At 71.7% G+C, this 14601-nt stretch carries 11 protein-coding genes; 3 read left to right on the top strand and 8 right to left on the bottom strand.

The genetic code is table 11. The features are described 5' to 3' along the window. From ACFXAE_RS30535 to dxr, 3 genes are all read right to left on the bottom strand, one after another. Window positions 1–167: flavodoxin-dependent (E)-4-hydroxy-3-methylbut-2-enyl-diphosphate synthase (locus ACFXAE_RS30535; protein ID WP_344644859.1), on the bottom strand; the 167-nt coding region annotated here is incomplete at its 3' end. 182 nt (window positions 168–349) lie between these two features. Beyond that, a complete protein-coding gene (locus tag ACFXAE_RS30540) occupies window positions 350–1642 on the bottom strand; it encodes a M50 family metallopeptidase (RefSeq protein ID WP_384721033.1) in 1293 nt (430 codons plus the stop codon). Between the two features lie 8 nt (window positions 1643–1650). Further along, on the bottom strand, window positions 1651–2913 hold the full coding sequence (gene dxr, locus ACFXAE_RS30545; RefSeq protein ID WP_384720943.1) for a 1-deoxy-D-xylulose-5-phosphate reductoisomerase: 1263 nt from the start codon (window positions 2911–2913) through the stop codon (window positions 1651–1653). Window positions 2914–3036: 123 nt separating this feature from the next. On the opposite strand from dxr, the gene ACFXAE_RS30550 reads away from it, so the two are divergent. Then, complete coding sequence (locus tag ACFXAE_RS30550) at window positions 3037–3246, top strand: type II toxin-antitoxin system VapB family antitoxin (RefSeq protein WP_384720946.1); 210 nt, start codon at window positions 3037–3039, stop codon at window positions 3244–3246. Then, the gene (locus tag ACFXAE_RS30555; RefSeq protein ID WP_384720949.1) at window positions 3243–3704 is read left to right on the top strand and encodes a PIN domain nuclease; all 462 of its coding nucleotides are present in this window, start codon (window positions 3243–3245) and stop codon (window positions 3702–3704) included. Before ACFXAE_RS30550 ends, ACFXAE_RS30555 begins: the two co-directional genes overlap by 4 nt. Here ACFXAE_RS30555 and ACFXAE_RS30560 read toward each other — a convergent pair. Then, window positions 3669–5609: an acyl-CoA dehydrogenase family protein gene (locus ACFXAE_RS30560; RefSeq protein WP_384720952.1), complete on the bottom strand. Its 1941-nt coding sequence runs from the start codon at window positions 5607–5609 to the stop codon at window positions 3669–3671. The two genes, ACFXAE_RS30555 and ACFXAE_RS30560, sit on opposite strands and share 36 nt — an antisense overlap. Before the next feature lie 318 nt (window positions 5610–5927). Here ACFXAE_RS30560 and ACFXAE_RS30565 point away from each other — a divergent pair, with 318 nt between their 5' ends. Then, entirely contained in the window at window positions 5928–6938 is a 1011-nt protein-coding gene (locus tag ACFXAE_RS30565) for a LacI family DNA-binding transcriptional regulator (protein ID WP_384720955.1), read from the top strand. Between the two features lie 513 nt (window positions 6939–7451). Here ACFXAE_RS30565 and ACFXAE_RS30570 read toward each other — a convergent pair. Genes ACFXAE_RS30570 through ACFXAE_RS30585 form a run of 4 tightly spaced genes read right to left on the bottom strand, consistent with a single transcriptional unit; the run spans window position 7452 to window position 14571 of the window. After that, window positions 7452–8165, bottom strand: a complete 714-nt coding sequence (locus tag ACFXAE_RS30570) for a hypothetical protein (protein ID WP_384720958.1) — start codon at window positions 8163–8165, stop codon at window positions 7452–7454. A gap of 36 nt (window positions 8166–8201) precedes the next feature. Continuing rightward, window positions 8202–10415 carry a glycoside hydrolase N-terminal domain-containing protein gene (locus ACFXAE_RS30575; protein WP_384720961.1) on the bottom strand — a complete coding sequence of 738 codons (2214 nt, stop codon included), beginning with the start codon at window positions 10413–10415 and terminating at the stop codon, window positions 8202–8204. Beyond that, window positions 10412–12382: a beta-galactosidase gene (locus ACFXAE_RS30580; RefSeq protein WP_384720964.1), complete on the bottom strand. Its 1971-nt coding sequence runs from the start codon at window positions 12380–12382 to the stop codon at window positions 10412–10414. The genes ACFXAE_RS30575 and ACFXAE_RS30580 overlap by 4 nt, the downstream gene beginning before the upstream one ends. Then, window positions 12382–14571: a 1,4-beta-glucanase gene (locus ACFXAE_RS30585; RefSeq protein ID WP_384720967.1), complete on the bottom strand. Its 2190-nt coding sequence runs from the start codon at window positions 14569–14571 to the stop codon at window positions 12382–12384. The genes ACFXAE_RS30580 and ACFXAE_RS30585 overlap by 1 nt, the downstream gene beginning before the upstream one ends. Window positions 14572–14601 lie beyond the last annotated feature (30 nt).

Genomic DNA, 14601 nt, shown 5'->3' on the forward strand with positions numbered 1-14601 from the left:
TGCTGGAGGGTGGCGCCGATGTCGGACGTACGCGTGGTCGTCATCGACTGCACGGACACAGGGGCGTCCCCGCCCACCGCCACGGATCCGACCTGGATCTGCCGGCTCTTCCGGCGCTCGGCGAGCTTGGTCGGAACGGACGGCATGCCGAGAGAAATCGCAGTCATCTGCTGTGCAACCCCAAGTCGTGGATCAAGGTCCGGCTCCCCGTGAGCAGCGGGCTCCGGGCTCCGAGATTACGGCAATGGCCGGCACCCGGGCACATCACGGTCGTAAACCCGCCCAAAGGGCGATGGCCCGGAACGAAAGGGTTCCAGGCCATCGTGAACGGCAGGTGTCGCGTGCGGGGCTACGAGATCCGCACCGGGTTCACCACGTCCGCGATCAGGACGAGGAGGGTGAAGCAGACGAAGATCCCGGCCACCACGTAGGCCACCGGCATCAGTTTCGCCACGTCGAACGGGCCGGGGTCGGGGCGGCGCAGCACCTTGGCGAGGTTGCGGCGCAGCGACTCCCACAGGGCGCCCGCGATGTGTCCGCCGTCGAGCGGCAGCAGCGGGAGCATGTTGAACAGGAACAGGGAGAGGTTGAAGCCCGCGAGCAGCATCACGAACATGGCCATCTGCTGTGAGGCGGGGATCTCGAGGGTGGCGATCTCGCCGCCGACCCGGGCCGCGCCGACGACGCCCATCGGGGAGTCGGGTTCACGCGGGCCGTCGCCGAAGGCGGCGTCCCACAGGGCGGGGATCTTGGACGGCAGGGCGGCGAGGGAGTCGACGGCGTCGCCGACCCGGTCGGTCATCCAGACCACGGAGTCGCCGAAGTCCTGTTTGACGACGCCGGTGGCCGCGCTGAAGCCGAGGAAGCCGGCCTTGACGTACTCGCCCTCGACGTAGGCGCCGTTGCCGTCCTTCTTGGCGACCATGTTGGTGGCGATCGTCGCCTGGAGGGTCACCTCCCGGCCGTCGCGGTCGACGACGATCGGCACGCTCTTGCCGGCGCTGTCGCGGATGAGGTCGGAGAGGGTGCCCCAGTCGTCGGTCCGGACCCCGTCGAAGGCGACGATCCTGTCGTCGGCCTTCATCCCGGCGGCGGCGGCCGGGGACTGGGGGTCGGACTTCTCGCAGTCGTCGCGGTTCTCGCTCTGCGAGATCACGCACTGCGAGACCGAGCTGACGGTGGTGGTCTGCTGCTGGATGCCGAAGCCCATCAGCACCGTGAGGAACAGCGCCACGGCGAGGATCAGGTTCATGAACGGGCCGGCGAACATCACGACGACCCGTTTCCACGGCTTGCGCGTGTAGAACAGGCGCTTCTCGTCGCCGGGCCTGAGCTCCTCGAAGGCGGCGGACCGGGCGTCCTCGATCATGCCGCGCCACGGTGAGGTGGAGCGGGCCTCGAGGCGGCCGTCGGGGCCGGGCGGGAACATGCCGATCATGCGGATGTAGCCGCCGAACGGGATCGCCTTGACGCCGTACTCGGTCTCGCCCTTGTTGCGCGACCAGAGGGTCGGGCCGAAGCCGACCATGTACTGGGGCACGCGGATGCCGAACATCTTGGCCGTGGACAGATGGCCCAGCTCGTGCCACGCGATCGAGAACAGCAGGCCCGCCGCGAAGACGACTATGCCGAGGATGAACATCAGGGTCGTCATGCACGCGCCTCCGCGCTCGCCGTCCGGTCTGTCAGTTCCCGGGCCCTCGTCCGCGCCCAGGTCTCCGCTTCGAGGACGTCCGACACGGTCAGTGAGGTTCCCGTCGCCGGGGTGCCGTGTTCCTCGACCACCCGGGTGACGGTCTCCATGATCCCGTTGAACGGCAGCGCGCCGGCGCGGAACGCCTCCACGCACTCCTCGTTCGCGGCATTGAACACCGCCGGGGCGGTTCCCGCGAGCTCGCCGACATGCCGGGCGAGGTTCACCGAGGGGAACGCCTCGTTGTCGAGGGGGAAGAACTCCCAGGTGGACGCCTTGCTCCAGTCGAAGGCCGGGGCCGCGTCGGGGACCCGTTCGGGCCAGCCGAGACCGATGGCGATGGGCCCGCGCATGTCGGGGGGCGTCGCCTGGGCCAGTGTCGATCCGTCCGTGAACTCAACCATCGAGTGGACATACGACTGCGGGTGCACGACGACCTCAATGCGGTCGAAGGGAATGTCGTAGAGGAGGTGCGCCTCGATGACCTCCAGGCCCTTGTTGACGAGGGTCGCGGAGTTGATCGTGATGACCGGACCCATGGCCCAGGTGGGGTGCGCGAGGGCGTCCTCGACGGTGACGTCCGCCAGCTGCTCCTTGGTGCGGCCGCGGAAGGGGCCGCCGGAGGCGGTGACGACGAGCCTGCGGACGTCGGCGCGGGTTCCGGCGGCCAGCGCCTGGAAGAGCGCGGCGTGCTCGGAGTCGACCGGGATGATCTGGCCGGGCTTGGCGAGCGCCTTGACCAGCGGGCCGCCGACGATGAGCGACTCCTTGTTGGCGAGCGCGAGGGTGCGGCCCGCCTCCAGGGCGGCGAGGGTCGGGGCGAGGCCGATGGAGCCGGTGATGCCGTTGAGGACGGTGTGGCAGTCGGAGGCGGCGATCCGGGTGGCCGCGTCCTTCCCGGCCAGGATCTCGGGCAGCGGCTCCCCCGCCCCGTACCGGTCGGACAGCGCCTCGCGCAGCTCCGGTACGACGTCCTCGCGGGCGACACCGACGGTACGCACCCGCAGTCGGTGGGCCTGTTCGGCGAGGAGGGCGACCCGGCCGCCGTGGGCGGACAGGGCGGTGACCCGGAAGCGGTCGGGGTTGCGCAGCACGAGGTCGATGGCCTGGGTGCCGATCGACCCGGTGGAGCCGAGGATCACCACGTCCTTCGGGCCGTCTCCCGCCACGGGGTCGTGGACGAGGTGCGGGTCGGCGAGGGGGGCTGGACTGTCGGTCATCCCCCCATTGTGTCCGTACCGAGTGCCCTGAAGGACAGGGGTGCCGTTCTGGTACGTGGCAGGCCGTCGGACCCGCCCACGCGGATATACCGTAATCAACTTTGGATATATGGAGGTGCTGTCATGGCCAAGACCCTGATCGACATCGACGAGGAACTGCTCGCGAAGGCGGCCATGGCATTCGGCACCAAGGCGAAGAAGGACACCGTGAATGCGGCACTGAGGGACAGTGTCGAACGCAAGAAGCGCGCCCTCGCGCCGGCCCGCCTGGCCGCACGCGCCGACGCGGGCGACTTCGACGTGCTCTTGGACAAGGCGAACTATCGCCGATGACTGCCGCCACCTTCCTCATCGACAACAGCGCCCTGGTGCGAATCCTCCGGCTACCGGCCCGTGCTCACTGGGAGAGCCCACTGACGGAGGGCGTCATCGCCCGCTGCCCGGTCACCGAGATCGAGTTTCTGTACAGCGCCGGAAACACCGAGGAGCGCGAGCAACTGGTCGAGGACCTGGATGAGCTGTTCGGCCGGGCCCCGCTCGACGACCGGGCGCTGACACGCGCCTGGACCGTGCAGAAGGAGCTCACGGCGAAAGGCCGACACCGCTCGGCGGGCGCGGTCGATCTGCTGATCGCCGCGACCGCCGAGTTGCAGGGCCTCACCGTGCTGCACTACGACAACGACTTCGAGGCCATCGCGTCGGTGACGGGCCAGCCGACCCAGTGGCTGGCGCCCCGGGCAGTTTGTGACCGACTGTCACCTGATCGGCCGGTGGGCGTTCTCCCGCTGTGAGGGGCCCGGGGTGGCGTCCGCGATCCAGGGGCCGTCGTCCGAGGGGTCGATGATGCCCTGTTCCAGCCACTCGTAGGTGCCGGAGAGCACGCCCCTGACGACCTTGCGGTCGAGGTCGTCGGTGTTGGTCCACAGGCGGCCGAAGAGTTCCTCGACGCGGACGCGGGCCTGGCGGCAGAAGGCGTCGGCGAGCTGGTAGGCCTCGCGGCCGTTCTCGCCCCGGCCGCGCAGGTGCTCGGCCCGGACGCAGGCGGCGCTCATGGCGAACAGTTCGGCGCCGATGTCGACGATCCGCCCCAGGAAGCCCTGCTTGGTCTCCATCCTCCCCTGCCAGCGGGACATGGCGTAGAAGGTGGAGCGGGCCAGCTTGCGGGAGGTGCGCTCGACATGGCGCAGGTGCGGGGAGAGGTCGATGCCGTGCTTGAACTCGCCGTAGGAACCGGGGAGCTGTCCGGGCCCGGCGACGAGTTTCGGCAGCCACTTGGCGTAGAAGAGGCCCGCGCCCGCGCCCGCCCTCGCCTTGTCGCCGAGGGACTTCTCGGGGTCGATCAGGTCGCCGGCGACCGAGAGGTGGGCGTCGACGGCCTCGCGGGCGATCAGCAGGTGCATGATCTCCGTGGAGCCCTCGAAGATGCGGTTGATGCGCAGGTCGCGCAGCATCTGCTCGGCCGGGACCGCCCGCTCGCCGCGCGCCCGCAGGGACTCGGCGGTCTCGAAGCCGCGTCCGCCGCGGATCTGGACCAGTTCGTCGGCCATCAGCCAGGCCATCTCCGAGCCGTACAGCTTGGCGAGGGCGGCCTCGATGCGGATGTCGTTGCGGTCCTCGTCGGCCATCTGCGAGGAGAGGTCGACCACGGCCTCCAGGGCGAAGGTGGTGGCCGCGATGAACGCGATCTTGGAGCCGACGGCCTCGTGCAGCGCCACCGGCTTGCCCCACTGCTCCCGGGCCGCCGACCACTCACGGGCGATCTTCAGGCACCACTTCCCGGATCCGACGCACATCGCGGGCAGGGACAGCCGGCCGGTGTTGAGCGTGGTCAGGGCGATCTTCAGGCCCTGGCCCTCCTCGCCGATGCGGTGGGAGGCGGGGACGCGGACCCGGTGGAAGCGGGTGACGCCGTTCTCCAGTCCGCGCAGGCCCATGAAGGCGTTGCGGTTCTCCACGGTGACGCCTTCGGAGGCCGCCTCGACCACGAACGCGGTGATGCCGCCCCGGTGGCCCTCGGACTCCGGTACGCGCGCCATGACCACGAGGAGGTCGGCGACCACGCCGTTGGTGGTCCACAGCTTCACCCCGTCGAGGACGTATTCGTCCCCCTCCGGTACGGCGGTGGTGGCCAGCCGCGCCGGGTCCGAGCCGACGTCGGGCTCGGTGAGCAGGAAGGCCGAGATGTCGGTACGGGCACAGCGGGGCAGGAACGTCTCCTTCTGCTCCTGCGTACCGAAGATCTTCAGCGGCTGCGGGACGCCGATCGACTGGTGCGCGGAGAGCAGCGCGCCGATCGCCGGGCTGGCGGAGCCGACCAGGGCGAGGGCCTTGTTGTAGTAGACCTGGGTGAGGCCGAGGCCGCCGTACTTGGTGTCGATCTTCATGCCGAAGGCGCCGAGCTCCTTGAGCCCGGTGATCACGTCGTCGGGGATCAGGGCGTCGCGCTCGATCCGGGTGCCGTCGATCTTCGTCTCGCAGAAGTCGCGGAGCTTGGCGAGGAACTCCTCACCGCGCTGGACGTGCTCGTCGGCGGGCAGGGGGTGGGGGTGGATCAGGTCGAGTCGGAAGCGGCCGAGGAACAGTTCCTTGGCGAAGCTGGGCTTGCGCCAGTCCTGTTCCCGGGCGGCCTCCGCCACCTGACGGGCCTCACGTTCGGTGACCGTGGGCCGGGACGGAGACTCGGGTGCTGCGGACATGAGGCTCACCTCGCCGCGAATGGGATGGTGTCATTACATTACTGACTGGTGCTACCCGATCGTATGTACCCGATCCGTAGCCGCCCCGCCACCCTTCGTGCGGCCGTACGGCCGATGCTCCCGTACTCGGCGGGTGGGCGGGGGTGAGGGACAATTCCTCCGGTGCCCCTCTGGTCCGACCTGGCCCCGAAGAAGGCCGTCGAAGCGCTTCGACAGCCTATGGACACCCGTCCTCCTGTGGGGCTACTGTCGAACCACCCTCACCTGCCCCTACACATTGCGCGCATTGTCGAAGCGCTTCACAAGCTTGGAGACTGGATGGTCACCCTCGCCGAGGTCGCCCAGCACGCCGGAGTCTCCGCGAGCACGGTGAGCTATGTCCTCAGCGGCAAGCGGTCCATCTCCGCGAACACCCGGCAGCGGGTCGAGCGGAGCATCCACGAGCTCGGGTACCACCCGAACGCCGGGGCCCGCGCCCTGGCCAGCAGCAGGTCGAACATCGTCGCGCTGATGATCCCGCTGCGTACGGACATGTACGTGCCGGTGATGATGGAGATCGCCATCGCGGTGGCCACCACGGCCCGCACCCACGGGTACGACGTGCTGCTGCTCACCGGTGAGGAGGGCCCGGACGCGGTGCGCCGGGTCGCGGGCAGCGGACTCGCCGACGGCATGATCCTGATGGACGTCGAACTCGACGACGAGCGGCTGCCGCTGCTGAGAGAGACCGACCAGCCGGCGGTGCTCATCGGGCTGCCCGCCGACACCACCGGGCTGACCTGCGTCGACCTCGACTTCAAGGCCACCGGTGCGCTGTGCGTGGAGCACCTGGCCGATCGGGGGCACCGCGACATCGCCGTCATCGGCGAGGCCCCGGCGGTCTACGAACGGCACACCGGCTTCGCCGAGCGCACCCTGGACGGACTGCGCGGCCGGGCCCGGGAGCTGGGGCTGCGGCTGCTGCACCGGCCGTGCGAGGGCGGGTACGACGCGATGGCCGTGACCCTGGCCCGGATCCTCGACGAACGCCCCGGCACCACGGGCTTCGTCGTGCAGAACGAGTCGGCGGTGGAACCGCTGCTCGCCCTGCTGCGGCAGCAGGGGCGGGCCGTGCCCGAGGACGTCTCGGTGGTCGCGATCTGCCCGGAGCAGGTCGCCGTGCAGGCCTCGGTGCGGCTGACGTCGGTCGCCGTCCCCGCGCAGGAGATGGGCCGGCTCGCCGTGGAGCAACTGGTCGCCAAGCTCGACGGGCGGGGCGGCGACGAGGTCGTGCTGATCGCGCCCGAACTGACGGTCCGCACCAGCTCGGGCCCGGCGCCCGCCCGGTAGCTCACCCGCCCGGTGACGCGGCCGCCGACGGTGAGCCGGATGCCGGGGGCGCCCGGGGCCATGAGGCCGGTGCGCAGGGGCGAGTCCGGCTTGGAGCAGGGGCCCTCCATCCGGTCGGGCGTGGGTCGTCACCGCCGTCGCGGCAGGGGTGGGCGTCAGGGGCCGCCCCTGAGGGCCGGTCTCCCCGCCGGCGAGCACCACCGTGCCCGTGGCCGGCAGCGGGGCGGCGGCTCCGGCGGCGACGGCCGCGTGGAGCAGGTTCTTGCGGCTGATCGGGCGGTCGGCGCCGGTTCCGGACGTGTCGGGGCGGGGCGGGTTCATGACGGTTCCTCGGGTTTCCCGGTGGGGCGGAAGCACGGGGCGTGCCTGATCGCCGGAGAACCTGTGCGCGCCGGCGGATACGACGACGGCTCCCGTACCGGCCCCTGCGCGGCGTCATGGCGGCCGGGGTCGCCGGGAAGCACGAGGCCGCCCGCACCGGACACCGGTGCGGGCGGCACAAAGGTGCGGTGACTAACCGCCCGACACCGTCAGGTTGTTGGTGCGGAAGTCCAGCCCACCGGCCGACGAGGTGATCTCGTAGCCGAACTGCACGTCACCGATGGTCTCGTTGCCCATCCAGCCCTTGGTGTCCTTGATCCACCTGAGGACGGGAAGGATGTCGACGGTGCCGGAGTTCGAGTCCGAGGCGCGCAGGAACGAGAAGACCTCGTTGGCGCCGTTGTTCCCCTTGTACACGTTCCAGGTGTGGCCGCCGAGGCTCACGGTGCCCTGCGAGGAGCCGAGCGGACCCACGGCCCCGTTGTGGTTGACCCAGAGCATGATCTCGTAGTCGTAGTCCGTGTCCCAGATGTCGTACGAGGTGTTGTACGCGCCCGAGGACGGGACGGTGACGTTGTAGCTGCTGGTGAGCGAGGAGAGGGAGGTGATCGACTTGTTGATCACCTTCTTGGCGTTCGGGTAGGACTTGATGCCGCCGGTGTTGGGGTGGTTCGCCCACACGCCCCAGTTGGTGCCGGAGTTGGCCCAGACGCACTGGGCGCCGGCGCCGGAGCCCCAGATGTTGTTGTAGAGGGTGTAGCCGTTCAGGCCGGTGTTGCCCCACTGGTCGCAGGTGTTCCAGACGGCGGCGTGCGCGGGGGCGGAGGCGAGACCGACCGTCGCGCCGAGCGCGAGGGCGGGTGCCAGCAGGGCCTTGGTGATCCTGCTCAGGGTGCTTGTTGCCATGGCGTTCCTTCCATGGGTGGGGGGAATCGCGGGGGGTCACCGCGCCTTCGTGGTGAGGACGCGGTCTTCTCCGGCGACCAGGTCGAGCGGCTCGGCGCCGGCGGAAGTCCACAGGGTGATGCGGTGGGTGCGGCTGGGCCGCAGGACGGCGGTGGCGCCGTCCGGGGACCAGGTGAGGTCGAGCTCGGCGCCGAACCGGGTGCGGATTCCGCGCAGTTCGCCGCTCGGGTACGCCGGGAGCGGCGCCGGCAGCAGGACCAGCCGGTCGGGGGTGGACTGCACGAGCGCCTCGATCAGCACGGCGGGCAGGGTGTGGGCGGCGTCGGCGTTGTAGACGTGGCGGTGCGGGTAGTGCGCGCTCATCAGGGAGGCGTGGAAGAAGTCGCCGTCGAGGACCTGGCCGAGCGCGTGGGCGACCCGCTCGCCGTCCCGGAGGCGGGCCGCGATCAGCGCGTGGTGCAGATGGCCGTGCGCGGAGTCGTTCTCGGCGCCGCGCAGTTCCAGGGCGCGGTGGGCGGCGGCGGCCAGGTCCGGGGTGTCGTAGGGGGTGATCTCGTCCAGGGGCCAGACGCCGTAGAGGTGGCTGAGGTGGCGGTGGTCGTAGGAGTCCTCCAGGCCGGGCCACGCCCATTCGGCCAGCGCGCCGTCGGCGTTGATCCGGTGCGGCGGGAGGCGGTCGGCGAGCGCCCGCCAGCGGTCGGCGTGCTCCGGGTGGTACGCGGCGGCGGCCCGCAGGGCGTGCCGGGCCGCGGAGAGGTCCATGGCCGCGTTGACGGTGCCCCAGCTCGCGTTCGCGGGCCGGTTCTCGGGCGAGTAGGAGGGCACGACGACCAGTCGGCCCTCGCTGTCGGTGCGGGTGAGGAAGTCCTCGTAGAACAGGGCTACTTCGGCGAGCGCGGCGGCGGTGTGCGGGTCGCGTCCGCCGCGGGTCTCGTCGTGGTCGACGAGGGGCTTGAGCAGCCAGTCGGCGCCGGCGGTCCACAGGTGCAGCGGGTACTCGCGGCTGAAGTGGTACGAGTGCCCCGACTCGCCGTCGCTGTGGGCGGGCGCGACGACGCCCCGGGCGCCGAACACCGCGCGGGCGTTGTCCCGCCAGTCGGGCAGCTGCCGCCGGATCAGGGCGGCCAGCGCCTCGGTGACCTCGGGGAGGGCCGCCGCGGCGGCGGAGGCGGTCTGGAGGTTGAGGTTGGCGTCGTTGGTGAAGGCGCCGGACCAGGCGGTGTCCCAGTCGCCGGTCCACAGTCCGGTGAGGCGGGGCGGGAACAGGCCGCTGGAGGACAGCAGGTGGTGGCGGCCGGCCGCGAAGAGCCGTTCGAGCAGGGCGGCGCTGCGCGGCCGGGTGAGCAACTCCGATCCCGGCAGCGCGCGTTCGTCCGGGTCGGCGGCCAGGTCCAGGGTGACGCGTTCGTAGGCGGTACGGTGCAGGGGCAGATGGCGGGCGAGGAGGTCGTCGTACGAGGACCCGGGGGCGTCGTCGAGCAGATCGCGCAGGGCGCGGCCCTCGGCGACCACGTCGAGTTCTCCGGTGTGCCGCCGCACCCGGGTGAGCAGCAGCACCGACCGCGCGCCCTCGACGCGCACGCCCGGTGGGGCGAGCGCCGTCCGGCCGCCGGTGACGGCGACCAGGGTGACGCCGGTGCAGGCGAGGGCGCTGCCCGGGTAGCGGGCGCGCAGGCTCAGCAGGGCGCCCTCGGGGGTGAGGACGGCTCCGTGGCCGACGCCCAGGCCGGTGGGGGCGTTCGGGAGCCGGTGGTCCAGGGAGACGTCGAGGGTGAGTCCGGGTCCTGTGACGTGCTGGACGATCACGTCGTCGGCGCGGGAGACGAAGACCCGGCTGGTCCAGCCCGCGCGGGTCGCCTCCGCGACGCCGGTGGCGAAGTCGGCCGTGCGGCGGTATCCGCCCCGGTCCGAGTCGTCGTCCGGGCGGCGCACGCGGAGCTGGAAGGCGGGGTGGAAGGGCTGCACCCACTGGAGCGGGCGGCCGTCGGTGAAGCCCTCGGCGGCGGTCGGGTCACCGGCGAGCAGCCGGTCCTGGAGACCGGGCAGTGCCTCGGCCAGCCGGGGCGGCAGCCGGTTCTGGCCGTCGCCCTCGCCCGGACGGACGAGGGTGTGATGGGTGACGACGGTCCGGTCGTCGTCCGGATCGCCGAACACGAGGGCGCCGTGACGGCCGTTGCCGCTCAGGAAGGCGTCCTCCCAGCGGGTGGCCGGTCGTGGTTCCCAGGTTCCGTGGACGGGCGCGGCGCTCATGGTTTCAGCACCGCCACGCCGTAGCGGCCGAGGGTGATGCGGTCGGTCACGGTCGTCTCCGTCAGCAGGTCGTGGTGGGTTCCCGGGACGTCCACGGTGACCGGCTCGCGGTCGTGGTTGAGCAGGAACAGCAGCTCACCGCGGCGGACCGCCTCGACTCCGTCCGGGAGTCCGTCGAGCACCGGCCGCACGCCCGCACCGGCGGCGACACGGGTCAGGAGCGCGCGCAGCGCCTCCGGTTCGGGGAGCGTCGAGACGTACCAGGCGCGGCCCTTGCGCAGCACGGCGGGCAGTCCGTCGAGTTCCCCGCCCCGGTAGGGGACGGTCTCGTCGGCGGTGCCGTCGGGCTCCAGTTCCTCGGACCACAGGGTGCCGCGCAGACCGCCCTCGCAGTCGGCCCTCTCCCCCGGCTCCAGCGGCCACCACTCGTGCAGGGTGCGGATGCCGAAGAGCTCGCGCAGCCGGGCGTCCATGCCGCCGGGCCGCACCCGGTCGTCCTGGTCCGCGACGCCGGTCAGGAACCCGCAGACGAGGGTGCCGCCGCCGCGCACGTAGGCCAGAAGGTTGTCGACGGCCGCGTCGGTGAGGAGGTAGAGCTGCGGGACGACGACGAGCCGGTAGCCGGTCAGGTCGTGTTCGGGGTGGGCGAAGTCGGTGGTCAGGTGGGCCTGCCAGAGGGCGCGGTGCCAGGCGCTCAGGACCTGTGGGTGGTCGACCTCGTGGGAGGGCCGGGCCTCCTGGTCGCCGGCCCACCAGGAGTGCCAGTCGTGCAGCACGGCGACATCGGCGGCGATCCGGCCGCCGGTGGCGTGCGGGGCGATCCGGGCGAGGTCCGCGCCGAGTTGTTTGACCTCCTGGTACGTACGTCCCTGCTCGCCGGCGTGGCCGACCATTCCGGAGTGGAACTTCTCGGCGCCCTGCCGGGACTGGCGCCACTGGAAGTAGCAGACGGCGTCGGCGCCGCGGGCGACGGCCTGGAGGGACCACAGGCGGTTGAGGCCGCGCGGCTTGGGATGGTTCACGCGGCGCCAGTTGACCGGTCCGGCCGCCTGTTCCATCAGCATCCACGGGCCGCGGGCCTGGGAGCGGGTCATGTCCTGGACCAGGGCGCCGCTCTGGGCGCCGAGCGGGTCGCGCGGGTCGGGGTAGAGGTCGACGGAGACGACGTCCTCCTCCTCGGCCCAGCGCCAGGCGTCCTGGCCGGCCCACAGCGGCATGAAGTTGGTGGTGACCGGGAGGTGCGGGGTGTGCCGGCGGACGATGTCGCGTTCGGCGGTGTAACACTCCAGGAGCATGTCGGACGTGAAGCGCTTGAAGTCCAGCACCTGGGTGGGGTTCTTCAGGTAGTGCGCGTGCCGGGGCGGCAGCACCTCGGCCCAGTCGCCGTAGCCCTGGCTCCAGAAGGCGGTGCCCCAGGCCGTGTTGAGGGCGTCGAGGGTGCCGTAGCGGTGGCGCAGCCAGGTGCGGAAGCGGGCGGCGGCCTCGTCGCCCCAGTCGTAGGTGCAGTACTCGTTGTTGATGTGCCACAGGGTGAGGGCGGGGTGGGCGCCGTAGCGGGCGGCCAGGTCCTCGGTGATGGCGGCGGCGTGCCGGCGGTAGGTGGCGCTGGAGTGCGAGAAGTGCTGGCGTCCGCCCCACCACTCGGTCCGGCCCTCCGCGTCACGGGGCAGGGTGTCCGGGTGGAGCCGGCCCATCCAGGGCGGCGGGGAGGCGGTCGGGGTGGCGAGGACCACACCGATGCCGTTCTCGTGCATCAGGTCCATCAGCCGGTCCAGCCAGCCGAAGTCCCGTTCTCCCGGGCGGGGTTCGAGCTTCGACCAGGAGAAGACGCCGAGGGTGACGGAGTTGACGCCGGCCTCCTTCATCAGGCGGACGTCCTCGTGCCAGATCTCCTCGGGCCACTGCTCGGGGTTGTAGTCGCCGCCGTAGAGGAGGCGGCCGCGGGTGGCGTCGCTCAGGTTCGGCATCAGGCGGGCTCCCCGTACTGGATGCCGCGCCCGTTGGTGGCGAGGTAGACCCGGCCGTACACGCGCGGGTCGCCGGTGATGGTCTCGCCGGTCCAGCCCCACTGGTGGTCGTCGTCGTTGACGCGCACCCAGGTCCTCGCCTCGTCGTCGGAGCGGTAGACGGCGGTGATCGCCCCGGTCGAGCCGACCTGGTAGATCGCCGGGTAGCCGGCGCCGTCGGCGGCCTTGCCGAAACCGAGGGTGTGGGAGGCCCGGCAGCTGTCGACCTTGGTGAAGGTGACGCCGCCGTCGGTGGAGCGGTACAGCCCGTTCCCCTTGGTGCTCAGCCACAGGTCGCCGGTGCGGCCGGGCGCCGAGACCAGCTTGAACTGGCTGTCGCCAAAGGGCAGCCCGGTCGCCCGGGCGGTGAAGGAACGGCCGCCGTCGGTGCTGGCGAGCAGCGTTCCCGTGTCGGTGTCGTACGCGTAGAAGAGCGTCGGGTCGACCGGGTCGGCGACCGGCGTGGCGCCCTTCGGGAAGGAGGCGATCTCGGACCAGGTGGTGCCGTTGTCCGCCGAGCGGTGGGCCGGGTACCTGGTGCCGTCCCAGTGCACGAAGGACCACAGGAGCACGCTGCCGTCGGCGTTGGCGGCGATCGGCCCCGGTGCGTCCTTGGCGATGGAGGGCTGGGCCGCGAAGGGCGCCCAGGTCCGCCCGCCGTCGTGGGAGAAGGCACCGTTGCCGTTCTCGCCCCAGCCCGCCCGGACGACGTACTCCGGTCTGCGCGCCGCCTGCGCGAGTCCCGTCGCCGATCCGAAGACGGGGTTCGTCGCCATGCCGTGCGCCGGGGACGAGGTGAGCCGCTCGTGGTACATCACGCCGATGTCCCGCGACCCGCTGATCAGGTGCGCCCTCCCGACCGGGGGCGAGACCAGCTGGGTCACGGACGCCTCCTCCAGGCCGCGGATCCGCGGGGCCCAGTGGCGCAGGTCGCGGGTGCCGTAGAGAGTGGCGCCGGTGCCGTACACGAGGTGCTCCGAGTCGTACGGGTCGAGGGCGAGCGCCTGGATCCACCAGCCGAACTTGGGCTCGTCCTCGCCCCACTTCAGGTACGGCGTCTCGGAGACGTCGAGCACGGCGGTGTCCTTCAGCGAGCGCCAGCTGCGGCCGCCGTCGGTGGACCGGTACAGCGTGTCGACCGCCGCCCAGCGGTTGTTGGTGGAGACGACGACGGTGCCGGGGCGGCGGGCGTCGACGGCGACCCCGCCGTAGCCGAAGGTGTCGGCGGAGCCCTCGCCGGTGGTCCCGCCGGGCTTCACCGGGGTGACCTCGGTCCACTCGTCGCCGCCGGTGCGCAGCTTGTGCACGCTGCCGTCGGACTGGCCGTTGGGGCCGGGCGCGTCGGCATAGGTCACGTACAACTCGCGGGTGTGCCGGTCGTAGGCGGCCCGGATCGGCACGCGCGCGGCGGTACCGGACGGCTGCCCGGGGACCGCCTCCCAGGCGGTGCCGTCGGACGTGCGGAAGAGGTTCGCACCGCCGCCGTCGCCCCAGCCGGCGTAGACGGTGCGCCCGGCGGCGATGAGGAGCGTGATGCCCTGGCCGGTGGCGGACGGGGTGGCCGGGAACCCGCTCACCGGCGCCCAGGTGGCGCCCCGGTCGGTGGACCTGAGCAGTCCGTCGTGCCGGGTGCCGAGCCACAGGGTGTCGCTGTCCCGGGGGTCGACGAGCAGCCGCTCACCGGCACCCCGGCCGTCCTCGTTGGCGCCGAGCTTCACGGTGAGGTCGGTGCGCCGCCAGGTGGCGCCGCGGTCGTCCGAGCTCAGGACGGCACCGTTGCTCCCCCACGCCTGGGCGTAGGTGCCGCAGGCCAGGTAGAGCCGGTCCGGGTGGGCGGGGTCGACCGCCATCGCCTCGACGCCGAGCAGGTTCCAGTCGTCCCACCCGATGTGGTCGAGCAACGGGATCCAGCGGTCGCGCCGGTCGTCCCAGCGGTAGGCGCCCCCGATGTCGGTCCGGGCGTAGGCGAGCCCGCGCACGGAGGGATGGAACAGCACACCGGTGATGAACCCGGTCCCGCCGATGACGACGTTGCGCCAGCGGTAGGAGGAGGACCCGGCGGCCTTCGCGTGACCGGCGAGAAGCGGAAGACTGGCGGCCGCGGCGGTCCCGGCAAGAACGGCACGCCGGCTGAGGGAGGACGCGAACATGACAGGATGACCTCGTAATCAGGGATGGGT

It is taken from the genome of Streptomyces sp. NPDC059454, assembly GCF_042749965.1.
Lineage (GTDB): Bacteria > Actinomycetota > Actinomycetes > Streptomycetales > Streptomycetaceae > Streptomyces.

Excerpts from the sequence above, each read along its gene's own strand:
- ACFXAE_RS30575 (WP_384720961.1), bottom strand. The coding sequence starts at position 10,415 with ATGAGCGCCGCGCCCGTCCACGGAACCTGGGAACCACGACCGGCCACC.
- ACFXAE_RS30585 (WP_384720967.1), bottom strand. The coding sequence starts at position 14,571 with ATGTTCGCGTCCTCCCTCAGCCGGCGTGCCGTTCTTGCCGGGACCGCC.
- ACFXAE_RS30570 (WP_384720958.1), bottom strand. The coding sequence starts at position 8,165 with ATGGCAACAAGCACCCTGAGCAGGATCACCAAGGCCCTGCTGGCACCC.
- ACFXAE_RS30550 (WP_384720946.1), top strand. The coding sequence starts at position 3,037 with ATGGCCAAGACCCTGATCGACATCGACGAGGAACTGCTCGCGAAGGCG.
- ACFXAE_RS30565 (WP_384720955.1), top strand. The coding sequence starts at position 5,928 with ATGGTCACCCTCGCCGAGGTCGCCCAGCACGCCGGAGTCTCCGCGAGC.
- ACFXAE_RS30555 (WP_384720949.1), top strand. The coding sequence starts at position 3,243 with ATGACTGCCGCCACCTTCCTCATCGACAACAGCGCCCTGGTGCGAATC.
- ACFXAE_RS30580 (WP_384720964.1), bottom strand. The coding sequence starts at position 12,382 with ATGCCGAACCTGAGCGACGCCACCCGCGGCCGCCTCCTCTACGGCGGC.
- ACFXAE_RS30540 (WP_384721033.1), bottom strand. The coding sequence starts at position 1,642 with ATGTTCATCCTCGGCATAGTCGTCTTCGCGGCGGGCCTGCTGTTCTCG.
- dxr (WP_384720943.1), bottom strand. The coding sequence starts at position 2,913 with ATGACCGACAGTCCAGCCCCCCTCGCCGACCCGCACCTCGTCCACGAC.
- ACFXAE_RS30560 (WP_384720952.1), bottom strand. The coding sequence starts at position 5,609 with ATGTCCGCAGCACCCGAGTCTCCGTCCCGGCCCACGGTCACCGAACGT.